This window comes from Cryobacterium sp. MP_M3 (assembly GCF_015752155.1).
GTDB lineage: Bacteria > Actinomycetota > Actinomycetes > Actinomycetales > Microbacteriaceae > Cryobacterium.
In genome coordinates this window covers 29,453-51,790 of sequence record NZ_JADOVI010000015.1, presented here as the reverse complement: position 1 = coordinate 51,790, position 22,338 = coordinate 29,453, and the positions used below count along the sequence as shown (strand labels likewise).

The following is a 22,338-nucleotide window of genomic DNA, read 5'->3' as shown; positions in this document are numbered from 1 at the left end:
CCGGGGCCCCACGAACGGCCGCACCGGCACATTCACCCACAGACAAGGAAGCACAGGAGACACATGGGAGCGCAACTTCGGGTCTACCGGCAGAAGATCAAGGCTGCCCAGACGACCAAGAAGATCACTCGGGCCATGGAGTTGATCTCGGCCTCGCGCATCCAGAAGGCCAAGGCGCGAGTCGCGGCGTCCACCCCGTTCGCCCGATCGATCACCCAGGCGGTATCGGCCGTCGCAACGTACACCAACGTCGCGCACGTGCTCACCACCGAGCCGGAAAAAATCGAACGGGCCGCGGTGGTCATCTTCGCGTCCGACCGCGGACTTGCCGGGGCGTTCAGCTCTCAGGCCCTGCGCGAAGCCGAGTCCCTGACCCAGCTCCTGCTGGCCCAGGGCAAGGATGTCGTCTACTTCCTGGTCGGGCGCAAGGCTTCGGCCTATTTCAACTTCCGCCGCCGCCCGTCGGAACGGGTCTGGACCGGTTCCACCGACCAGCCTCAGTTCGAGACGGCCAAGGAGATCAGCGACGCACTGCTGGAAGCGTTCCTCAGGGACGCCGACGACGGCGGCGTCGATGAGATCCACGTGGTCTACAACCGGTTCGTGAGCATGGTCACCCAGGTGCCAGAAGTCGTCCGCCTGTTGCCGCTCGAGGTCGTCGAAGGTGTGGAGGAACCCAGCGAAGGCCAGGTCCTGCCGCTGTACGAGTTCGAACCCGACGTGGAAACGGTGCTCGACGCGCTGCTTCCCGTCTACATCGAGAGCCGCATCTTCAACGCCATGCTTCAGTCCGCCGCGGCGGAGCACGCCTCGCGCCAGAAGGCCATGCAGTCGGCCTCCGACAACGCGGACAAGCTCATCAAGGACTTCACCCGGTTGTCGAACAACGCCAGGCAGACCGAGATCACCTCGCAGATTTCCGAGATCGTGGGTGGAGCCGAAGCGCTCTCATCCGCCAAGAACTAACCCAGAGAAGAGAGAGCAATGACTGACACCGCAACCGCGCCAGTCCACGCACCGGTTGAGACCGTCGCCATAGGCCGGATCGCCCGCGTCACGGGCCCGGTCGTCGACATCGAGTTCCCGCACGACTCGATCCCGGGCATGTACAACGCGCTGAAGACCACCATCGTCATCGGCGATGTCTCCACCGTGATCACGCTCGAAGTTGCCCTGCACCTCGGTGACGACCTCGTCCGCGCCATCGCGCTGAACCCCACCGACGGCCTCGTCCGCGGCCAGGAGGTCCGGGACACCGGCTCACCCATCACCGTGCCCGTCGGAGACGTCACCAAGGGTCGCGTCTTCAACGCCATCGGCGAGGTGCTCAACGCCGAGCCCGGTGAGAAGATCGAGATCACCGAGCGCTGGCCCATCCACCGCAAGCCGCCGCCCTTCGACCAGCTCGAGTCCAAGACCCAGCTGTTCGAAACCGGCATCAAGGTCATCGACCTGCTCACCCCGTACGTCCTCGGCGGCAAGATCGGACTCTTCGGTGGAGCCGGCGTCGGCAAGACCGTGCTGATCCAGGAAATGATCCAGCGCGTCGCGCAGGACCACGGTGGAGTGTCCGTGTTCGCCGGTGTCGGCGAGCGCACCCGTGAGGGCAACGACCTCATCCACGAGATGGAAGAGGCGGGCGTCTTCGACAAGACGGCCCTCGTCTTCGGCCAGATGGACGAGCCGCCGGGAACGCGTCTGCGCGTCGCGCTCTCCGCGCTGACGATGGCGGAGTATTTCCGTGACGTCGCCAAGCAGGACGTGTTGCTCTTCATCGACAACATCTTCCGCTTCACCCAGGCCGGCTCCGAGGTGTCGACGCTTCTCGGCCGGATGCCGAGCGCCGTGGGCTACCAGCCGACCCTGGCCGACGAGATGGGCATCCTCCAGGAACGCATCACCTCGACCCGTGGCCACTCGATCACCTCGCTCCAGGCCATCTACGTGCCCGCCGACGACTACACCGACCCGGCCCCGGCGACCACGTTCGCCCACCTCGACGCGACGACTGAGCTGTCCCGCGAGATCGCGTCGAAGGGCCTCTACCCGGCCGTCGACCCGCTCACCTCGACCAGCCGCATCCTCGACCCCCGCTACCTGGGCGCCGACCACTACAACACGGCCGTGCGCGTCAAGGCGATCCTGCAGAAGAACAAGGAACTCCAGGAGATCATCGCGATCCTCGGTGTTGACGAACTCTCCGAGGAGGACAAGGTCACGGTTTCCCGTGCCCGCCGGATCCAGCAGTTCCTCTCGCAGAACACCTACATGGCGAAGAAGTTCACCGGCGTCGAGGGTTCGACCGTTCCGCTCAAGGACACCATCGAATCCTTCACCGCCATCGCCAACGGTGACTTCGACCACGTGGCCGAGCAGGCCTTCTTCAACGTCGGCGGCATCGCCGACGTCGAAGAGAAGTGGGCGAAGATCCAGAAGGAGAACGACTAACCATGGCTGCGGCCCTCAACGTCAGCGTCGTCTCGGCGGACCAGGAAGTCTGGTCCGGCGAGGCAACCATGGTCGTTGCCCGCACCGTGGAGGGTGAGATCGGCATCCTCGCCGGCCACGAGCCGATGCTGGCCATCCTGGCCAGCGGCGAGGTCCGCCTGACCCTGCCCGATGGGAAGAAGATCGTCGCCCAGGCGGCGGACGGCTTCCTCTCGGTGGCCAACAATGTGGTCACCATCGTCGCCCGCAAGGCGGGGCTCGTCTAACCGATTGCTAGTCCTGCTGCCGCCGTCCGAGACCAAGCGTCTCGGCGGCACCGGCGCACCGCTTGACCTGCGCACCCTCATGTACCCGTCGCTGCACTCCAGCCGGCGGGTACTTGTGCGTGCGCTGGTGGGTCTGGCGAAGCATCCGGATGCCATGATGGCCGCCCTCAAGCTCGGCCGCACCCAGGCGGCGGAGGTCGGTCGCAACCGCACCCTCGCGACGTCGGCGACGATGCCGGTGCTCGACCGGTACACCGGCGTGCTCTACGACGCCCTGGACTCCGCGACCCTGACCCCGTCCGCGCGGGCCTGGGCTGGGGAGCATGTGCGGGTGCAGTCCGCACTGTTCGGCCCGGTCGGCGCCCTCGACCTGATCCCCGCCTACCGGTTGTCGCACGATTCCCGGCTGCCGGAGCTCTCCCTGAAGAATCACTGGAGCGGGCCGGTCGGGAAGGCGCTGCGCGGTGACGGGCTCCTGCTCGACCTCCGCTCGGCCGGGTACGCGGCCCTCGGCCCGGCCCCGGTGCGGTCGGACTCGCTCTACCTGCGGGTCGTCACCCAGGCATCCGACGGCCGCACCCGGGCGCTCAACCACTTCAACAAGACCGCGAAGGGCGCGTTCAGCCGCGCCCTGATCGAGCAATCGGAGTCGTTCGACAGCGTGTCGGCGCTGCTCGACTGGGCCGAGTCGGCGGGCTTCACGCTGCGTCCCGGCGCGGCCGGGGAACTCGACCTGGTCGTCGACCAGCTGATCGGCGCGTCCCAGGGCTGACGGAGGCGCCATCCGGCCATAGGCTGGCATCGTGCCCACACCAGCGATGAACGTCACCGTCACCGGCGCAGCCGGCCAGATCGGCTATGCCCTGCTCTTCCGCATCGCGTCCGGACAGTTGCTCGGGCCGACGACTCCGGTCAACCTGACCATGCTGGAGATCCCCGAGGGGCTCGCCGCAGCGGAGGGCACCGCCCTCGAGTTGCAGGACTGCGCCTTCCCATTGCTGCGCGCCGTCACCGTCACCGCCGACCCCGTGCGGGCATTCGACGGGGTCAACATCGCCCTGCTGGTCGGCTCCCGGCCGCGGGCCGTCGGGATGGAACGGGTCGGCCTGCTCGAGAGCAACGGGCGCATCTTCGGCCCGCAGGGGACAGCCTTGAACGCCGGCGCGGCCGCCGACGTGCGGGTGCTCGTCGTCGGCAACCCCGCCAACACGAACGCGCTCGTCGCGAGCGCGTTCGCTCCCGACATCCCGGCCGAGCGGTTCACCGCGATGACCCGGCTCGACCACAACCGCGGGGTCGCGCAACTCGCGGTGAAACTGGGCGTGCATGTCGACCAGATCCGCGGGCTGAGCGTCTGGGGCAACCACTCCGCCCTGCAGTACCCGGACGTCAACCATGCGACCGTGGCCGGTACACCGGTCAGGGACCTCGTCGACCTGGCCTGGCTGGTGGACGAGTTCATCCCGCGGGTCGCGGGTCGCGGCTACGAGATCATCAAGGCCCGTGGGGCGTCGTCGGCGGCCAGCGCCGCGAGCGCCGCCCTCGACCACGTCTACGACTGGGTGAACGGCACGGGCGACCAGTGGACCTCGGCCGCGATTGTCTCCGACGGTTCCTACGGCGTTCCCGCCGGGCTGTTCTCCTCATTCCCCGTGCGCGCCGTCGACGGCCGCTGGGAGATCGTGCAGGGGCTGTCGATCAACGAGTTCGCCCGGGCCCGGATCGACGCGTCCGTCGCCGAACTGATCGAGGAGCGCGAACACGTGCGGGCGCTCGGACTGCTGCCCTGACCGAGGGCCGGTGCTCGACGGACCACCGCCGGGGGATCAGCCGGCGGCGCGGTGGCAGCCGATGACGTGGTCGTCGACCAGGCCGGCGGACTGCATGAGGGCGTAGACGGTGGTCGGCCCGACGAAGCGGTAGCCGCGGGCGCGCAGTTCCCGGCTGAGCGCCGTGGACTCCGGTGTGACCGCGGGGATGTCGCCGAGCCCGGACAACCTCTCGGTGCGGGGCGCGGGCGCGAAACTCCAGATCAGCGTGGCGAGGCTCTCGCCGAGGTCACGGGTGACCCTGGCGTTCCCGATGGTCGCCTCGATTTTGCCCCGATGGCGGATGATGCCGGCGTCGGTGACGAGTCGGGCGACATCCGCTTCGTCCATCGCGGCGACCCGGTCGACGTCGAAGTCGAAGAAGGCGGCGCGGAAGGCCGGGCGTCGCCGCAGGATGGTGAGCCAGGACAGGCCCGCCTGGAAACCCTCCAGGCAGAGCTTCTCGAACAGGAGCCGGTCGTCCCGGAGCGGGCGGCCCCACTCCTCGTCGTGGTACCGGCGGTACTCCGGGTCGGAACCGGCCCAGCCGCACCGGGGGAGCCCGTCGTCGACGACGGCGGGCGTGGGAGCGGTCATGCGTCGGTCTCCGAGGCGAGGGCGACGGTTCCCGGGGTCCCGGCTCCCACGGGCCCGGCTCCCACATGCGGGATGCCCTCATGGTCGAGCAGCCACGCCTTTGTCGGGATGCCGTTGCCGCCGCTGTAGCCCGTGATCCGCCCGTTGGAGGCGAGCACCCGGTGGCAGCCGATCAGGATCGGCACCGGATTGGCGCCGACTGCGCCGCCGATGGCCCGGCCGGAGCCCGGCCGCCCGATCGACGCACCCAGCTCGCCGTAGGAGATGACCTCGCCGAACCCGAGCCTGGCCAGTCCCTGCCACACACTCCGCTGGAAGGCGGTGCCGCCGGTGAGGCGAATCGGAAGGTCGAAGCCGGTGCGGGTGCCGGCGAAATACTCCGCGAGCTCGGTCGCCGCGCGCTCGAGCAGCGGTGACGGTGACTCCGGCGACTGCTCGAGCGGAAGGTGGCCGGCGCGTTCGATCGAGAGCGAGAGGATGCTCTCGGAATCGCCGGTGAGTTCGAGCCAGCCGATCGGGCTGGGGAGACGAATCAACGAGGGTGCGATGCTGGTCATGTCTCGACTGTAGTCGGCGCCGCCGACCTGTTCTGGCGGGTTTCGGACACGGCGGGAACGCGCCCGGGCCGGGCCTGGGGAGGGATGGCCGTCGCCGGGTGGTCAGTCCAGGAGCGGATGCGGGTAGTCACCGGAACGCCGCTGGAAGGCCAGGATGTCGGGGTTCTGGATGACCCCCTCGCGGATCTCGATCGCCCGCCGCAGGGTCTCGTTCGCGTCCCAGGCCGCGGCACCGCCGAGGAGTTCCGGGAGGTAGGGGAGCAGTGCCTCGCTGATCTCCCAGGTGGCGGAGTTCCACAGGTAGGAGGGACTGTGGTCGACGGCGTAGTAGGTCACGTTGTCACCGACCGGGAAGGTCGGGTGGTCGAACGACGTGGGCTTCGCCCAGGAGAAGCCCATGCCGGAGTCGCAGGAGACGTCGATGATCAGGGAGCCGGGCATGAGCAGCGGCAGGTCGTCGTCGGTCAGGAAGACGAGCGGGGCGTTCGGGTCCTGGAGCACGCAGTTGACGATGATGTCGTAGCCGGCGAGGTACTGCGGCAGGGGAACCCGGGCGCCATCGGGCAGGGCTGAGTTCTCGTGCGGGCCCGAGCCGTGTTCGAGCTGCACGATCTGCGCGGAGTGGATCGGGGAACTGACCGCAGTGACGTCGCGACTGGTCAGCACGGTCACGTCGTAGACGCCGAGGGCGTTCAGCGCCGTCACCGCGCCCCGGGCCGTTGCGCCGAAGCCGATCACCGCGGCCCGGAGCCGGCGGCCGTAGTCGCCGGTCGACCCGGTCAGCGCCAGGGCGTGCAGCACGGAGGAGTAGCCGGCCAGCTCGTTGTTCTTGTGCAGCACGTGCAGGTGGAAGTCGCCGCCGCCGGTCCAGTGGTTCATCGCCTCGAACGCGATCAGGGTCAGCCGCTTGTCGATGGCCAGCTGGGTGAGCGCGGCATCCTGCACGCAGTGCGGCCAGCCCCAGAGCACCTGCCCGTCGCGCAGCTCGGCGACATCGCGCAGCAGCGGCTTGGCCAGGAGGATGACGTCGCAGTCCCGGATGAGCTCGTCCCGGGTGCGCAGGCCGCCCACCAGCGGCGCGAGGTGGGCGTCGGACACGCCGAACAGCTCGCCGTAGCCGGCCTCGAGGAAGATCTGCCGGCGCACGGCAGGATCGATCCGCTCCAGGTGCTGCGGGTGCAGGGGCAGCCGGCGCTCGTTTGGCTTGCCGGAACGAGACATTACTCCGAGCGTGAGTGGACTCACTGGCACCCCTTTGATTGTTTCCTGTTTAGCACAGGCGTGCGGCCCTAGTCTGGGGTGATGGCAGAGATCGAGTACCGCTCCCTCGGAAAGTCCGGACTAATGGTGTCCACGATCGGCCTCGGCTGCAACAACTTCGGCCGGGCCGGAACCGCCACGGCCGGGCAGGCCGGCACCACCGCGGTGGTCGATGCCGCCATCGCGGCGGGCGTCACCCTGTTCGACACGGCCGACATCTACGGTGCCGAGCGGGGCCTCAGCGAGACCCTGATGGGCCACGCCCTGCGCGGCAACCGGGACAAGATCGTGCTCGCCACCAAGTTCGGGATGGACATGAACGGCCAGAACGGGCCGGACTGGAACGCCAGGGGCTCCCGCCGCTACATCCGCCGCGCCGTGGAGGGGTCGCTGCGGCGCCTGCAGACGGACTGGATCGACCTGTATCAGCTGCACCAGCCCGACCCGAATACGCCGATCGAGGAGACCCTCGACACCCTCGACGACCTGATCGTCGAGGGCAAGGTGCGCTACATCGGCCACTCCAACCTGGCCGGCTGGCAGATCGCCGAGGCCGAGTTCACGGCCCGGCTCGCGCAGCATCCGCGGTTCATCTCCGCCCAGAACGAATACAGCCTCCTGGTGCGTGACGCGGAGGACGAGGTGCTGCCGGCCGTCAACGCGTACGGCTTGGGGTTCCTGCCGTTCTTCCCGCTCTACAACGGGCTGCTCACCGGCAAGTTCTCCCGCGACGGGGGCCCGGCCGACAGCCGGATCATGATGATCCGGCGTCACCTGGTCGACGACGCCCCGTGGGACCTGATCGAGGCCTACCGGGACTGGTGTGACGAGAGGGACGTGACCATGCTCGCGGCCACCCTGGCCTGGCTGCTCGCCCAGCCCGGGCTGAGCAGCGTCATCGCGGGCGCCACCAGGCCGGAGCAGATCGAGCAGAACGCGGATGCCGCGACCGCCTGGCAGCCCAGCGCGGCCGAGGTCTCCTGGATCTCCGACCTTTTCGCCTGATCCAACCTTGTGAGTGAGCGCTCACTCATCTAAGATCGAGGGCATGGTCGTCAAACCCGCACGAGCGAAAGCGCTGTCCGTCGAGGACCGCCAGGCCATGCTGATCGACGCCGTCACGCCGCTCCTGCTCGAGCACGGGCAGGCCGTCACCACCCGGCAGATCGCGGACTGCGCAGGGATCGCCGAGGGCACCATCTTCCGCGCCTTCGGCAGCAAGGACGAGCTGATCCAGGCCGCCGTCGCCCGCCACCTCGACCCCGAGCCGTTCCGGCGGCAGTTGCGGGCGATCGACCCGCTCCTGCCGCTCGAGGACCGGCTCCGGGCGATCGTCGCCGTGATGCGCGCCCGGTTCACGACGCTGTTCACCCTGATGACCGCGCTCGGCCGGCACGGTCCCCCGCCCGGGCACGAGAAGGGGCACCACGTGGCCGGCGAATTCGCCGGGATCCTGGCCGGCATCCTCGCCGACGACCTCGAGCGGTTCCGGGTTCCGGCCGAACGGGTCGGCCAGATCGTCCGGATGGTGACGCTCGCGGCATCCGTGCCCCAGATCCGCGACGGCCCCGACTTCGACGACGCGGAGATCACCGCCCTGATCCTGCACGGCATCATGGGCGCGCCCGTCCAGCACCACTCCACCACGACCCCGCACCACGCCCCCTAGGAGAGCCCGATGTTGTGGAAACTGCTCGTGAAATACCTGCGGCCGTACCGCCGCCTGCTGGCGGCGGTCGTCGTCTTCCAGCTGGCGCAGTCGATCGCGTCGCTCTACCTGCCCACCCTCAACGCCGACATCATCGACGAGGGGGTCGCCAAGGGCGACACCGGCTACATCCTCCGCGTCGGCGGGATGATGCTGCTGATCACCTTCGCCCAGATCGTGTGCTCGATCATCGCGGTCTACTTCGGCGCGAAGGCGGCGATGGCGCTCGGGCGTGACCTGCGCGGAGCCGTCTTCTCCCGGGTCGGCGAGTACTCCGAGCAGGAGGTCACCCGGTTCGGTGCCCCGTCGCTGATCACCCGCTCCACCAACGATGTGCAGCAGGTGCAGATGCTCGTGCTGATGACCTCCACCCTGATGGTCTCCGCGCCCATCCTCTCCATCGGCGGGGTGATCATGGCGATCCGCCAGGACGTGCAACTCTCCTGGCTGATCGCGGTGAGCGTGCCCGTGCTCCTGATCGCCGTCGGCCTGATCATCGTGCGGATGGTGCCCCTGTTCCGGGTGATGCAGACGAAGATCGACACCATCAACCGGGTGCTGCGCGAACAGCTCACCGGCATCCGGGTCATCCGCGCGTTCGTGCGCGAGGACCGCGAGCAGGCCCGCTTCGCCGTGGCCAACGAGGACGTCACGGACTACGCGCTGCGCGCCGGCCGGCTGATGGCGCTCATGTTCCCGATCGTGATGCTCGTGCTCAACGTCTCCAGCGTGGCCGTGATCTGGTTCGGGGCGTTCCGGATCCAGGACGGTTCGATGCAGGTCGGCACCCTGATCGCCTTCCTGTCCTACCTGATGCAGATCCTGATGGCCGTGATGATGGCCACTTTCATGGCCGTGATGATTCCGCGGGCGACCGTCTCCGCCGACCGGATCAGCGAGGTGCTCAGCACAGCCTCGAGCGTGGTTCCCCCGGCCAACCCGGTGAACGCGACCGTCGGCCACGGTGAACTCGCCCTGCTCGACGTGGGCTTCGCCTACCCGGGAGCCGAGCAGCCGGTGCTGCGCAATGTGAGCTTCCTGGCCCGCTCCGGCCAGACCACCGCGATCATCGGCAGCACCGGCTCCGGCAAGACCACCCTGGTCAACCTGCTGCCGCGGCTCTTCGACGCCACGAGCGGCTCGGTGCTCGTCGACGGCGTCGACGTGCGCGAGCTTAACCCCGACCTGCTCTGGGGGCACATCGGCCTCGTGCCGCAGAAACCGTACCTGTTCTCCGGCACCGTGCGCAGCAACCTGGAATACGGCAAGCCCGACGCCACCGAGGAGGAACTCTGGCGGGCGCTCACCATCGCCCAGGCGAAGGACTTCGTCTCGGAGATGCCGGACGGACTCGACTCCCCGATCGCACAGGGCGGCACCAACGTGTCCGGCGGCCAGCGACAGCGACTCGCGATCGCGCGCGCCCTGGTCAAACGCCCGGAGATCTACATCTTCGACGACTCGTTCTCCTCCCTCGACCTGGCAACGGATGCCCGGCTGCGCGCCGCCCTCAAGACCGGCACCGACGGGGCGACGATGATCATCGTCGCGCAGCGCGTGTCGACCATCATCGACGCCGACCAGATCCTCGTGCTCGAAGACGGCCGCATCGTCGGCGCGGGCACCCACCAGGAGCTGCTCGACAGCAGCAGGACCTACCAGGAAATCGTGTCATCACAGCTCACAGCGGAGGAAGCAGCATGAGCGAGGCAACCAGGGAACGGCCCGCCGCGGACCGGCCGCCGGCCCGCGGACCCGGTGGCGGGCACGGCCCGTTCGGCGGCATGAGCGCCCCCGCCGAGAAGGCGATGAACTTCGGGCCCTCGGCCCGACGGCTGATCGGCAAGCTGAGGCCCGAACGGCTCTGGCTCCTGCTCGTGCTGGTGCTCGCCGTGGTCAGCGTCACCTTCTCGGTGATCGGCCCGCGGCTGCTCGGCCAGGGCACGAACCTCATCTTCTCCGGCATCGTGTCCAAGGCGCTCCCCGCCGGCGTCAGCCAGGCCGACGTCATCGCCGGCCTCCGCGCGGCGGGGGACACGGCCAAGGCGGACATGCTCAGCGGCATGACGCTCACCCCGGGGCTCGGCATCGACTTCGCCGCGCTGTCCGCCGTGCTGCTCTGGGCGATGATCCTCTATGTGCTGTCGTCCGCGTTCAGCTGGATCCAGGCCTATGTGCTCAACGGGGTCGTGCAGCGCACGGTGTTCCGCCTGCGGGACGAGATCGAGGCCAAGATCAACCGCCTGCCACTGCGCTACTTCGACTCCGTTCAGCGCGGCGAACTGCTCAGCCGGGTCACCAACGACGTCGACAACGTGTCGCAGAGCCTGCAGCAGTCCCTCAGCCAGATCGTCACCTCCCTGCTGACCGTGATCGGGGTCATCGTGATGATGTTCCTGCTCTCGCCGCTGCTGGCCGTGATCGCCCTGGTCACGGTGCCGCTCACCCTGGTGACCACGATGCTCATCGCCAAGCGCTCGCAGAAACTCTTCGTGGGGCAGTGGAAGAACACCGGCGAGCTCAACGGCCAGATCGAGGAGACCTTCACCGGGCACGCCCTGGTCAAGGTCTTCGGCCGCCAGAAGGAGGTCGAAGAACGCTTCAGGGTCAAGAACGAGGAACTCTACCAGGCCAGCTTCGGCGCCCAGTTCATCAGCGGCATGATCATGCCGGCGATGACGTTCATCGGCAACCTCGTCTACGTCGGCATCGCCGTCGTCGGCGGGCTCCAGGTGGCGTCCGGCGCGATGCAGCTCGGCGATGTGCAGGCCTTCATCCAGTACTCCCGCCAGTTCACCCAGCCGCTCGCCCAGCTCGGGTCGATGGCCAACCTGCTCCAGTCCGGCGTCGCATCCGCCGAGCGCGTCTTCGACCTGCTCGACGCAGAGGAGCAGAGCCCCGACCCGGAACCGGCCGAGACCCCGGCCACCGTGCACGGCCGGCTCGCCTTCGAGGACGTGTCGTTCCGCTACACCGCCGACAAGCCCCTGATCGAGCACATCAGCCTGGTCGCGGAACCGGGCCAGACGGTCGCGATCGTCGGGCCGACCGGCGCGGGCAAGACCACCCTGGTCAACCTGATGATGCGCTTCTATGAGCTGGATTCCGGCCGGATCACCCTCGACGGCGTCGACGTGGCGACGATGACCCGCGACGACCTGCGCGGTCGGATGGGCATGGTGTTGCAGGACACCTGGCTGTTCGGCGGCACCATCCGGGAGAACATCGCCTACGGGCGACCGGATGCCTCGGAGGAGGACATCCAGGCCGCCGCACGGGCGACCTACGTCGACCGGTTCGTGCACTCGTTGCCGGAGGGCTACGACACGGTGCTCGACGACGAGGGCGGCAACGTCAGCGCGGGCGAGAAGCAGCTGCTCACGATCGCCCGGGCGTTCCTGGCCAAGCCGAGCGTGCTCATCCTGGACGAGGCGACCAGCTCCGTCGATACCCGCACCGAGGTGCTCGTGCAGAAGGCCATGAGCGCCCTCCGCGCCGACCGCACCAGTTTCGTCATCGCACACCGCCTGTCGACGATCCGCGACGCTGACCTCATCCTCGTGATGGAGGCCGGCCGGATCGTCGAGCTGGGCACGCACGCGGAACTGCTCGCAGCCGGTGGCGCCTACCACGCGCTCTACAACGCGCAGTTCGCGGCCCCGGTCGCCGACGAGGTGTAGACGGGCCGAGGTAGTGGCGAACGGGTCGGCGGTCAGGCCCGCAGGCGCGCCTCCGCGTCACGGGCGCAGTCGATGCACAACTCGGCGGCGGGCCGGGCCTCGAGCCTGGCCCGCCCGATGGGCTCGCCTCCCCGCACGCACAGTCCGTAACTGCCGTCGCTGATCCGGGCGAGCGCCCGGTCGATCGTGGCCGCCTTCGCCTCGAACTCGCTGTGCACGCCGGAGATCCGCGACCACTCCATCGTGAGCGTCGGACCCTCGGGATCGTGCTCGTCGTCGGCGGTGCCGTTGTTCCGGGCTTCGATCACATCGTCGAGGGTGTGGGTGATCCGGCCGAGGGCGACGTCAAGGTCGCGGCGCTCCTCCAGCAGCAGACCCTCGAAGTGCCGCAGGTCAGCGGGGGAGAGCTTCGTCTGGGTGCGCATGGCTGTCCTTTCGAGCGGCTCGCTGCAGGGGCGGAAATGCCGCGTCGCGAGGATTGTGCTGTTGAGGATACGCCCGGCCGGCCGCCCTGTCGCGGGTCAGGTGGAGGCCCGTGGACAAATCAGCCGATCGTCACCGGCACCTGGTGCAGTCCCGTGGCCCCGTCGGGGATGACATCGCGCACGACCGAGGTCTGCACCAGCCCGGCGGCGTCGGTCGCCCGCACCCGGATGGTGTGCCGGCCGGTGGGGGCGGCCCACTGCCAGCTCCACTGGCGCCAGGTGTCGGCGGAGATCGCGTCGGCCAGGGCCGCGTCGTTCCAGGGGCCGTCGTCGACCTGCACCTGCACCGAACGGATGCCCACGTGCTGCGACCAGGCGACGCCGGCGACCGTGACCGGTCCGGCCGGTGCGCGGGTGCCCGCGCGGGGTACGTCGATCCTGGAGGACAGTTTCACCGGGCCGCGTTCGGTCCAGCCGCGGCTGGTCCAGTAGGCGGTCTCCCGGTCGAACCGGGTGACGTTCAGCTCGACCACCCATTTGGTGGCCGAGACGTAGCCGTAGAGGCCCGGCACGACCATCCGCACCGGATAGCCGTGCTCGAGGGGGAGCGGCACGCCGTTCATGCCGACGGCGAGGATCGCGTTGCGGTCATCGGTGAGGACCTCCAGCGGGGTGCTCGCGGTCCAGCCATCCTCGCTGCGCGAGAGCACCATGTCGGCGCCGGCCTGCGGTTTCGCCCGGGCGAGCAGCAGCCGGATCGGATAGCCCAGCCAGGTGGCGTTGCCGATCAGGTCACCGCCGACGGGGTTGGACACACAGGTGAGCGTCGTCGTGCTCTCCTCCAGCGGCAGGGCGAGGAGCTCCGCGAAGGTCAGCTCGACCTCGTTCTCGACCATCCCGGTGACCTTCAGCGTCCAGGCGGCCGGGTCGATCCGGGGGACCTGCAGCGCCGTGTCGATCCGGTAGAAGCCGAGGTTCGGCGTGATCACGGGGGAGAGGCCCTCGGTCCCGAGGTCGGCTCCCGCCGGGATGGATGCCGGGGCTCCGGCCGGGGCCGGCAGGGTGAACCGGGCGCGGGCGGCATCCGTGGCCCGGGTGCCCGCCGACACCAGCTGTCCGCCGATCACGGCCAGGAGGCCGAGTCCGGCGCTCCCGCCGGTCCAGGCCAGGAACGCCCTGCGGCCGACGCCGGAGGAGCCCGAGTCCGGGTCGATGGTGCGCGGCAGACGGGTGGTGAGCACCGTGAGCAGCACCGCCGCGACCACCATCGCACTGACCGAGGGCAGGGCGTCGAAGGTGGCGGAGCCGGACCGGGTCAGCACCGCGACCACCGCGAGTGCGCCCGCCGCGACGACGAGCGCCCGGCCGAACGGCGGGCGACGGGACTCGAGCACACCGGCGACGGCGGCCAGCACGAACGCCCCCAGGGCGACGCAGACGATCAGCACCGCCTTGTCGCCCGTGCCGAACAGGCCGATGACCAGCTCCTTGACCCAGCCAGGGACGAGATCGATCACGAGGGCACCGACGGCCAGGATCGGGCTGCCCGCCGGGGCGAGGAACGCGGCGACAAGCTCGGCCGCGCCCAGCCCGGCCAGCGCCGCGGCGACACCGGCCGCGGCGGGGCGCCACAGTGCGGACAGGCGCGTGCCGCTGCGGGAACGGAGAGGTTCGTCGGGGCTGGCCATCCGTTCAGCATAGGTTCGAGGGTGCCGGGGCGCGCCGGGGAAGTCCTTACGATTCGCTGCGGCTTTCGGCCGGCCGGCCGCGATCGGCAGCGCAGCGGATGTCTCCCCGCGCGCAGGCCGGGCCGGCGCCGGGCCTGCCGCGGCTCAGGCCGGAGCGGACGCCCAGTGGAATAGGGCAGGATCGAAGGATCATGGCTACTCTCACCGCGCTCCCGCACGTCACCGACCCGGACATCCTGTTCGAGGCGTTCGAACTCTGGGCAGGGGAGCAGGGCCTGACGCTCTACCAGGCCCAGGAAGAGGCCGTGATCGAGATCGTGTCGGGGGCGAACCTCATCCTGAGCACCCCCACCGGCACCGGCAAGTCGCTGGTCGCCGTCGGCGCGCACTTCGCCGCCCTGTCCGCGGGCAAGCGCACCTTCTACACCGCCCCGATCAAGGCGCTCGTCAGTGAGAAGTTCTTCGCCCTCGTCGAGATCTTCGGCGCCGAGAACGTGGGCATGATGACCGGCGACTCCTCGGTGAACTCCGACGCCCCGATCATCTGCTGCACGGCGGAGATCCTCGCGAACCTCGCGCTGCGCAGCGGCGAGGACACCCAGGTGGACCAGGTCGTCATGGACGAATTCCATTTCTACGGCGACCCCGACCGCGGCTGGGCCTGGCAGGTGCCCCTCCTGCTGCTGCCGCGGGTGCAGTTCATCCTGATGTCGGCCACCCTGGGCGACGTCGCGTTCATCGCCGCCGACCTCTCCCGGCGCACCGGTCGGCCCACCGCGGTCGTCACCGGTGTGGAGCGGCCCGTGCCGCTGCACTACTTCTACGAGACCACGCCCGTGCACGAGACCGTGGAAGACCTGCTCAAGACCGGGCAGGCTCCGGTCTACATCGTCCACTTCGCGCAGGCGGCCGCCCTGGAACGCGCGCAGGCGCTGAGCAGCGTGAAGGTGGCCACCAAGGAGCAGAAGGAGGCGATCGCCGAGCTGATCGGTGAGTTCCGCTTCACCACCAGCTTCGGCAAGACCCTGTCCCGGCTGATCCGGATGGGCATCGGCGTGCACCATGCCGGGATGCTGCCCAAGTACCGCCGGCTCGTCGAACAGCTCGCCCAGCGCGGCCTGCTCCGGGTGATCTGCGGCACCGACACGCTCGGCGTCGGCATCAACGTGCCGATCCGCACGGTGCTGTTCACCGCGCTCACCAAGTACGACGGCGTCAAGATGCGCCAGCTGAATGCCCGCGAATTCCACCAGATCGCCGGGCGGGCCGGCCGGGCCGGCTACGACACCGCCGGCACGGTGGCCGTGCAGGCGCCCGACCACGAGACCGACAACCTCAAGGCGACCCTGAAGGCCGGCGACGACCCGAAGAAGAAGCGCAAGATCATCCGCAAGAAGGCGCCGGAGGGCTTCGTCTCCTGGGGCGAGCCGTCGTTCCATCGCCTCGTCGCGGCCGAGCCGGAGACCATGCAGTCGAGCATGCAGATGACCGCGGCGATGCTGATCAACGTGATCGGGCGCGGCGGCGACGCGTACGCCCATGTCCACTCTCTGGTCTTCGACAACCACGAGCCGTGGAAGCGCCAGCTCGCGCACGCCCGGCGGGCGCTGGGGATCTACAAGACGCTGCGCGCGGCGGGAATCGTGGAGCAGAACGTCGACCCGCGGACCGGGCGCACGGACATCCGCCTCACCGTCGACCTGCAGCCGAACTTCGCGCTCAACCAGCCGTTGTCCCCGTTCGCGCTCGCCGCGTTCGACCTGCTCGACGTGGAAGACCCCGGCTATGCGCTGGACATGATCTCGATCGTCGAGGCGACCCTCGACGACCCGCGCCCGGTGCTGATGGGCCAGCAGTTCGCCGCGCGCGGTGAAGCCGTGAACGCGATGAAGCGGGAGGGGATCGAATACGACGAGCGGATGGCGCTGCTCGAGGAGATCACCTGGCCCAAGCCGCTCGAGGAACTGCTCACCTACACGTTCGACACCTACAAGGAATCGCAGCCGTGGATCGCGGACTTCGCCCTGCGCCCGAAGACGGTCGTGCGCGACATGTACGAGCGGGCGATGTCGTTCGGCGAGTTCATCGCCTTCTACAAGCTCGCCCGCAGCGAGGGCGTCGTGCTGCGCTACCTGTCGGACGCCTACCGGGCCGCCCGGCAGACCATCCCGGACGAGGCGAAGACCGAGGACCTGCTCGACCTGATCGAATGGCTCGGCGAGCTCGTTCGCCAGGTCGACTCGAGCCTGCTCGACGAGTGGGAGGAACTCATCCACCCCGACCTCGCCGTGCACGAGGCCGGGGCCCATTCGGTGCTGCCGCCGGCCCCGCGCCGCCTGACGACGAACACCCGGGCCTTCCGGATCCTGGTGCGCAATGAGCTCTTCCGCAGGGTGCAGCTGGCGGCGCTCGAGCACTACGACGAGCTCGGCGAACTCGACCGCGAACACGGGTTCACCGCGGATGCCTGGGCCGACGCCATGGACGGCTACTTCGCCGAGCACGACGAGCTGCTCGCCGGGGCGAATGCGCGCGGGGCGGGCCTGCTGATCCTCGACGAGGGCGCCACCGAATGGACCGCCCGGCAGATCTTCGACGACCCGGCCGGCGACCACGACTGGGGCATCAGCGCCACGATCGACCTGGCCGCCTCCGACGAACTCGGCGCGGCCGTGCTTCGGGTCACCGGGGTCAACCGGCTCTAGGACGCCCTCCGGCATCCGGTAGCACCGGAGTACGGTGGGGGCATGTCAACGACCCACGTTTCTGACGCCCCGATCCGCACCGGCCTGATCGGTTTCGGCACTTCCGGCCGGCTCTTCCACAGCCCGTTCATCGAGGCGAACCCCGAGTTCTCCCTCGACCTGATCGTGACGAAGGACCCGGCCCGGCGCGAACTGGCCGGGGAGCGCTATCCCCGGACCCGGCTGGTGGACGGCCCCGACGACCTCTTCGCGGAGGCATCGAACCTCGACCTGGTCGTGATCGGTTCGCCGTCGGCGACCCATGTGTCGCTCGCGCACGCGGCCCTCGACGCCGGGCTGGCCGTCGTGGTCGACAAGCCCTTCGCGGTGACGAGCAGGGACGGCCGGGCGCTGATCGAGAAGGCCAACCGGCTGGGCCTCCCGCTGACCGTGTTCCAGAACCGGCGCTGGGATGGGGACTTCCTCACCCTGAAGTCCCTGCTCGCCGCCGGGAAGCTCGGCACGGTGCGCCGGTTCGAGTCCCGGTTCGAATGGTGGAAGCCCGAACAGTCGAAATCCTGGAAGGCAGAGGCGACGATCAAGGAGGGTGGCGGCGTATTGTTCGACCTCGGCGCGCACCTGATCGACCAGGCCCTGGTGCTGTTCGGCCCGGTCGACGACATCTACGCCGAAACCCTCACCCGGCGCCCGGGCGGAACCGCGGACGACGACACCTTCGTAGCCCTGCACCACGGCTCAGGGGTGCGTTCCCACCTCTGGATGAACGGGATCGCGGCGCAGGCCGGCCCGCGGTTCCACGTGCTCGGCTCGGAATCCGGCTACACCAAGTGGGGCCTCGACGGCCAGGAGGAGGCGCTCAAGGCCGGCGCGCGGCCGACCGATCCCGGCTTCGGCGTCGACGACGAGTCGACCTGGGGAGTGCTCGGGATCGACGGCGCCCTCGCCCCGGTGCCCGCCGAGCGGGGCAGTTACGTGTCGTTCTACACCGGGCTGGCGGATGCCCTGCTCCGGGGAGCGCCGCTGCCGGTGGACCCCGAGGAATCGCTCAGGGTGATCAGCATCATCGAGCGGATCAACCTGCTCACGCACTAGGTGCTCACGTGCGGGACGCGGGCGCCCCGCCCGGGCGTCAGCGCTTGGCGGTCCAGTCGAGATTGATGATGTTCCTGATGTAGATGTTCTCGCCCAGGCCTGAGACTGACGGGTTCATCCGCAGCAGCTGCTGCACCGGCAGGTCGAAGCGCTGGGCGATGGCGAAGAAGTCGTCGCCCTCGACGACCGTGTACGTGCTCAGGTTGCCCGCGGCATCCGTGGCCGGGGCGCCGCGCGCGCCCGCCGTGGCACCCTGGTCGACCGCCGGCCCGTCCGGGAGCGGCACGGCCGGCCCGGCCTCGGCGTTCGGGGTCGTCTCCGGTGCCGGCGGGTTGGGGATGATCACCTCCGGAACCGTGGGCGTCGGCGTGGGAGTGGGTGTCGGGGTCGGCGTCGGCGTGACGAGCACCGTGGCGGTGACGACGGGCGCAGGGGGAGTGGAGCACCCGGCGAGGGCCGGGAGGAGAACCGCGACGGCGAGGCCGGCCAGCGCAACCCGGCCGAGCCGTTGGGCCGCGGTGCCCGGCCTGGGCTGCGACCGGCCCGGCCGGACGCGGCCGTCGTGGTCGTGCCTGTCGTTCCTGTTGTGCCTGCCCTGCAACAGCGTGATGGTGCCCATGTTCATCCCCCCGGAAAGAGGCCGGCGTCCCAGCCGGCGTCCGGCCAGTTTAGGCCGTCCGGGTCGGCAGCGGCTGACTCGGCCGCCGAGGCGGGCTGCTGAAGGCTGCTCTCAGTCGCTCAGCATTCGATCACGTTGACGGCGAGGCCGCCCTCGCTGGTCTCCTTGTACTTGGTCATCATGTCCAGGCCGGTCTGGCGCATGGTCTCGATCACGGTGTCGAGGGAGACGAGGTGGGTGCCGTCGCCGTGCAGGGCGAGCCGGGCCGCGGAGACGGCGGTCGACGAAGCGATCGCGTTCCGCTCGATGCAGGGCACCTGCACGAGCCCGCCGACCGGGTCGCAGGTGAGCCCCAGGTGGTGTTCCATGGCGATCTCGGCCGCGTTCTCGACCTGGCGGGGGGTGCCGCCGAGCACGGCGCAGAGGGCGCCGGCGGCCATGGCGCACGCGGAGCCGACCTCGGCCTGGCAGCCGCCCTCCGCCCCCGAGATGGAGGCGTTCGCCTTGACGAGGGAGCCGATCGCGACCGCGGTGAGCAGGTAGCGACGGATGCCGGCGGCGTTCGCCCCCGGCACGAACCGGAGGTAGTAGTGCCCGACCGCGGGGATGATGCCGGCGGCGCCGTTGGTCGGGGCCGTCACGACCCGCCCGCCGGAGGCGTTCTCCTCGTTCACGGCCAGGGCGAAGGCGTGCAGCCACTCCGTCGACGTGTCGCGTTCACGCACCGGCTGGCTCTCGTATTCCTCCAGCTGCATGCGAACGGCCGCGGCCCGCCGTTTGACCTTGAGACCGCCGGGCAGGATGCCGGTGGCGACCAGTCCGGCCTCCACGCACACGTGCATGGCGTCCCAGATCGCGTCGAGGCCCGCGTTGAGGCGATCGGGGCCGTGGATGGCCTCCTCGTTGGCGCGGGCGACCTCGCAGATGGAGACGTCGTGCAGGTCGCAGAGCGCCAGGAGCTCGCCGCTGGACGCGTACGGCATGGGGGCGGTGGCGAGCGTGCGCACCTGCGGCTGGTCGCCGTCGCGACGGATGAAGCCGCCGCCGATCGAATACCAGGTCTCCTCGAAGAGGGGCGCGGCATCCGTCTCGCCCCACGCCCGCAGGGTGAGCGCGTTCGGGTGGCCGGGCAGCCGGGTGCGCGGTTCGAAGCTGATGTCGTCGCGCCGGACCGGGATGGGGTGGCTGCCGGCGAGGAGGAGCGTGGCACCCTCGGCGAGGCCCGACCAGGCGTGGCGGACCGCCTCGGGGTCGCAGCTTTCCGGCTCGAGCCCCGCGAGGCCGGCCAGGATCGCGTCGGGCGTGCCGTGGCCGAGGCCGGTGGAGCCGAGCGACCCGTAGAGCGAGCAGCTGATCCGGGCGACGTCGCCCAGCCCGCCGGTCTCGGTCAGGTGGGTGGCGAAGGTGAGCGCGGCCCGCATCGGGCCGACCGTGTGGGAGCTGGATGGACCGATCCCGATGGAGAAGAGGTCGAGAGCCGAGACGTACGCTGTCATCCGACCATCGTACGGCGCGGGTCGGGCTTCGGCGGGAAGCGGTGGCGGGAACGGCGCCGGGCGTCAACCGGCTTCGGGCGCCTCTCGCGTGTCGCCGAGGAGCCGGGCATGCTCGATCTTGATGCAGCGGTCCATCACGACGGTGAGGCCCGCGGCCTCGGCGGTTTCGGCGGCGGCCTCGTTCCAGACGCCCAGCTGCAGCCAGACGGTGGACGCGCCGACCGCGATGGCCTCGTCGACGACCGGCGGGACGTCGTCGGCGCGCCGGAAGACGTCGACGATGTCGGGGACCTCCGGCAGCGACGCCAGGTCGGGGTAGGCCTTCTCGCCGAGGATGACGTCGGCCCGCGGGTTGACGAAATAGACCCGGTAGGCGCCGGTGCCCTGCAGGTACGCGCCGACCCCGTGGCTCGGCCGGTCGGGCCGCGGGGACGCCCCGACGATCGCGATCGAGGATGCGCCCCGCAGGATTCGGCGCACGGTGTCGTCGCCGGGTTCGGGCCAGGTGCGCTGGTCCGCGAGCAGCTTCGCGAGGGGCGAGTCGGCCGGCAGGCCGCAATTGGCGGCGTCCCGCGTGTCCACGGGGGTGCTCGCGCGTGCGTTCCCTGCCGGCGTGCTCCGGGCTGGGTCCGTGCTCTGGGCTGGGACCGCGCTGTCCCGGGCTGGGACTGGGCTCTGGGTCATGGTGTTCCTCCTCGTGCCGGCCGGACCGGACGGCGCTCGCCGATGTGCCGTGTCATCACCTGCAACGCCCGAGCCCGGGTCGCCCATTCCCATCCCGGCCGCGCGGCTGACAGGATGAGGGAATGGTGGAGACAGTGGACACGGTTGTCGTCGGCGGCGGGGCGATGGGGTCGGCGACCGCGTGGCAACTGGCCAGGCGGGGCCGCCCGGTGACGCTGCTCGAACGGTTCACGCCCGGGCACATCAACGGAGCGTCCCACGGCGCCTCCCGCAACTTCAACACCGCCTACTCCGACCCGACCTACGTGGCGATGCTGGCCGAGGCGCTGCCGCTCTGGCGCGAGCTGGAAGCCACGACCGGATCCCGGCTGCTGGAGCAGGTCGGTGTCGTCCATCACGGGCCGAACCGCGACTTCGACGCCGTGGCCAAGGCGCTGACCGGTGCGGGGCTCGGAGCCGGGTTCCTCTCGGCGGAGGCCGCGGCGGAGCGGTGGCCGGGCATCCGTTTCGACGGCAGGGTGCTGCACACCCCCGACGCCGGCCGGCTGAACGCGGATGCCGCGGTGACCGCCCTGCAGGCCGCCGCGGCCGGTGCCGGCGCCGACATTCGGCATGAGACCCGGGTGCTGCGCCTCGAGGTACTCGGGGACGACCGGGTGCGGGTGACCACCGAGGCCGGCGCGATCGAGGCACGGCGTGCCGTCGTGACCGTCGGCGCCTGGACGAGTTCGCTGCTGGGCGGAGTGCTCCCGGTGCCGCGGCTCCGGGTCACCCAGGAGCAGCCGGCGCACTTCGCCCTGCGTGACCGGTCGACGGATGCCGCGACCGCCGCCGAGACCGGGTGGCCCGGCTTCAACCACGCCTTCGACCCGGCCGATGCCCGCTACGGCTACTGGTATTCGCCGGTCTACGGCATGTACACGCCGGGCCAGGGCGTCAAGGCGGGCTGGCACGGCGTTGGGGAGGTCACCGACCCGGACGCGCGCAGCTTCCGGCCGGAGCCGGTGCAGCTCGCGGCCCTGCAGCGCTATGTGCGTGACTGGCTCCCGGGCGCCGACGCCGACGCCTGCGAACCGGTCAGCTGCACCTACACGACCACGGTCGACGAGGACTTCGTTCTCGACCGGGTCGGACCGGTCGTCGTCGGCGCGGGGTTCAGCGGGCACGGTTTCAAATTCACGCCGACGGTCGGCCGGATCCTCGCCGACCTGGCCACGGCCACTGCCGTAGTCCCGCCCCTGTTCGCTCTCTCCCGGGAGCCCGGCCCCGGCCCGGGAGGGTGGCTCGTGCGCCGCTGACGCGGCT

The 22,338-nt window shown here is 69.9% G+C and carries 20 protein-coding genes; 12 read left to right on the top strand and 8 right to left on the bottom strand.

Features of this window, described 5'->3' with window-relative positions; genetic code table 11:
* Positions 1-63 precede the first annotated feature (63 nt).
* The 5 genes from IWX89_RS15115 to IWX89_RS15095 are packed head-to-tail and all read left to right on the top strand — an operon-like array spanning position 64 to position 4,504.
* Positions 64-966: a F0F1 ATP synthase subunit gamma gene (locus IWX89_RS15115; protein WP_196904372.1), complete on the top strand. Its 903-nt coding sequence runs from the start codon at positions 64-66 to the stop codon at positions 964-966.
* A gap of 18 nt (positions 967-984) precedes the next feature.
* Positions 985-2,448, top strand: coding sequence for a F0F1 ATP synthase subunit beta (gene atpD, locus IWX89_RS15110; protein ID WP_196904371.1), 1,464 nt, complete (start codon positions 985-987; stop codon positions 2,446-2,448).
* A 2-nt stretch (positions 2,449-2,450) separates the two neighbouring features.
* Entirely contained in the window at positions 2,451-2,714 is a 264-nt protein-coding gene (locus tag IWX89_RS15105) for a F0F1 ATP synthase subunit epsilon (RefSeq protein ID WP_196904370.1), read from the top strand.
* 4 nt (positions 2,715-2,718) lie between these two features.
* Positions 2,719-3,486 carry a YaaA family protein gene (locus IWX89_RS15100; protein ID WP_196904369.1) on the top strand — a complete coding sequence of 256 codons (768 nt, stop codon included), beginning with the start codon at positions 2,719-2,721 and terminating at the stop codon, positions 3,484-3,486.
* Positions 3,487-3,532: 46 nt separating this feature from the next.
* Positions 3,533-4,504 (top strand): malate dehydrogenase, encoded by a 972-nt coding sequence (locus IWX89_RS15095; protein WP_196904399.1) that lies wholly within the window; start codon positions 3,533-3,535, stop codon positions 4,502-4,504.
* Positions 4,505-4,540: 36 nt separating this feature from the next.
* Here the strand turns inward: IWX89_RS15095 and IWX89_RS15090 are convergent, their stop codons facing one another.
* The 3 genes from IWX89_RS15090 to IWX89_RS15080 form a co-directional block, all read right to left on the bottom strand.
* Positions 4,541-5,119, bottom strand: a complete 579-nt coding sequence (locus tag IWX89_RS15090; RefSeq protein ID WP_196904368.1) for a DNA-3-methyladenine glycosylase I — start codon at positions 5,117-5,119, stop codon at positions 4,541-4,543.
* Positions 5,116-5,676, bottom strand: coding sequence for a methylated-DNA--[protein]-cysteine S-methyltransferase (locus tag IWX89_RS15085; RefSeq protein WP_196904367.1), 561 nt, complete (start codon positions 5,674-5,676; stop codon positions 5,116-5,118). The genes IWX89_RS15090 and IWX89_RS15085 overlap by 4 nt, the downstream gene beginning before the upstream one ends.
* A gap of 102 nt (positions 5,677-5,778) precedes the next feature.
* Complete coding sequence (locus IWX89_RS15080; RefSeq protein ID WP_196904366.1) at positions 5,779-6,897, bottom strand: N(5)-(carboxyethyl)ornithine synthase; 1,119 nt, start codon at positions 6,895-6,897, stop codon at positions 5,779-5,781.
* An 81-nt stretch (positions 6,898-6,978) separates the two neighbouring features.
* Between IWX89_RS15080 and IWX89_RS15075 the strand changes: the two genes are divergently transcribed.
* From IWX89_RS15075 to IWX89_RS15060, 4 genes are read left to right on the top strand one after another with little or no spacing between them, the layout of a single operon-like run.
* Complete coding sequence (locus IWX89_RS15075; RefSeq protein ID WP_196904365.1) at positions 6,979-7,941, top strand: aldo/keto reductase; 963 nt, start codon at positions 6,979-6,981, stop codon at positions 7,939-7,941.
* Between the two features lie 43 nt (positions 7,942-7,984).
* Positions 7,985-8,605 (top strand): TetR/AcrR family transcriptional regulator, encoded by a 621-nt coding sequence (locus IWX89_RS15070; protein ID WP_196904364.1) that lies wholly within the window; start codon positions 7,985-7,987, stop codon positions 8,603-8,605.
* Positions 8,606-8,614: 9 nt separating this feature from the next.
* Positions 8,615-10,348 carry an ABC transporter ATP-binding protein gene (locus IWX89_RS15065; RefSeq protein WP_196904363.1) on the top strand — a complete coding sequence of 578 codons (1,734 nt, stop codon included), beginning with the start codon at positions 8,615-8,617 and terminating at the stop codon, positions 10,346-10,348.
* Entirely contained in the window at positions 10,345-12,324 is a 1,980-nt protein-coding gene (locus IWX89_RS15060; RefSeq protein ID WP_196904362.1) for an ABC transporter ATP-binding protein, read from the top strand. The genes IWX89_RS15065 and IWX89_RS15060 overlap by 4 nt, the downstream gene beginning before the upstream one ends.
* Before the next feature lie 32 nt (positions 12,325-12,356).
* Here IWX89_RS15060 and IWX89_RS15055 read toward each other — a convergent pair whose 3' ends face one another.
* Positions 12,357-12,749 (bottom strand): TraR/DksA family transcriptional regulator, encoded by a 393-nt coding sequence (locus tag IWX89_RS15055; protein WP_196904361.1) that lies wholly within the window; start codon positions 12,747-12,749, stop codon positions 12,357-12,359.
* A 119-nt stretch (positions 12,750-12,868) separates the two neighbouring features.
* The gene (locus IWX89_RS15050) at positions 12,869-14,437 is read right to left on the bottom strand and encodes a molybdopterin-dependent oxidoreductase (RefSeq protein ID WP_196904360.1); all 1,569 of its coding nucleotides are present in this window, start codon (positions 14,435-14,437) and stop codon (positions 12,869-12,871) included.
* Between the two features lie 191 nt (positions 14,438-14,628).
* Here IWX89_RS15050 and IWX89_RS15045 point away from each other — a divergent pair, with 191 nt between their 5' ends.
* Both IWX89_RS15045 and IWX89_RS15040 read left to right on the top strand, forming a co-directional pair.
* A complete protein-coding gene (locus IWX89_RS15045; protein WP_196904359.1) occupies positions 14,629-17,142 on the top strand; it encodes an RNA helicase in 2,514 nt (837 codons plus the stop codon).
* A 42-nt stretch (positions 17,143-17,184) separates the two neighbouring features.
* Positions 17,185-18,234 (top strand): Gfo/Idh/MocA family oxidoreductase, encoded by a 1,050-nt coding sequence (locus IWX89_RS15040; protein WP_196904358.1) that lies wholly within the window; start codon positions 17,185-17,187, stop codon positions 18,232-18,234.
* A gap of 37 nt (positions 18,235-18,271) precedes the next feature.
* Here IWX89_RS15040 and IWX89_RS15035 read toward each other — a convergent pair whose 3' ends face one another.
* The 3 genes from IWX89_RS15035 to IWX89_RS15025 all read right to left on the bottom strand — a co-directional run bounded on the left by IWX89_RS15035 (position 18,272) and on the right by IWX89_RS15025 (position 21,033).
* Entirely contained in the window at positions 18,272-18,853 is a 582-nt protein-coding gene (locus IWX89_RS15035) for a LysM peptidoglycan-binding domain-containing protein (protein WP_196904357.1), read from the bottom strand.
* A gap of 119 nt (positions 18,854-18,972) precedes the next feature.
* A complete protein-coding gene (locus IWX89_RS15030; RefSeq protein ID WP_196904356.1) occupies positions 18,973-20,349 on the bottom strand; it encodes an L-serine ammonia-lyase in 1,377 nt (458 codons plus the stop codon).
* Positions 20,350-20,412: 63 nt separating this feature from the next.
* A complete protein-coding gene (locus IWX89_RS15025) occupies positions 20,413-21,033 on the bottom strand; it encodes a CoA-binding protein (protein ID WP_196904355.1) in 621 nt (206 codons plus the stop codon).
* Positions 21,034-21,155: 122 nt separating this feature from the next.
* Between IWX89_RS15025 and IWX89_RS15020 the strand changes: the two genes are divergently transcribed.
* On the top strand, positions 21,156-22,331 hold the full coding sequence (locus tag IWX89_RS15020) for an FAD-dependent oxidoreductase (RefSeq protein ID WP_196904354.1): 1,176 nt from the start codon (positions 21,156-21,158) through the stop codon (positions 22,329-22,331).
* The last annotated feature ends 7 nt before the right edge of the window (positions 22,332-22,338 follow it).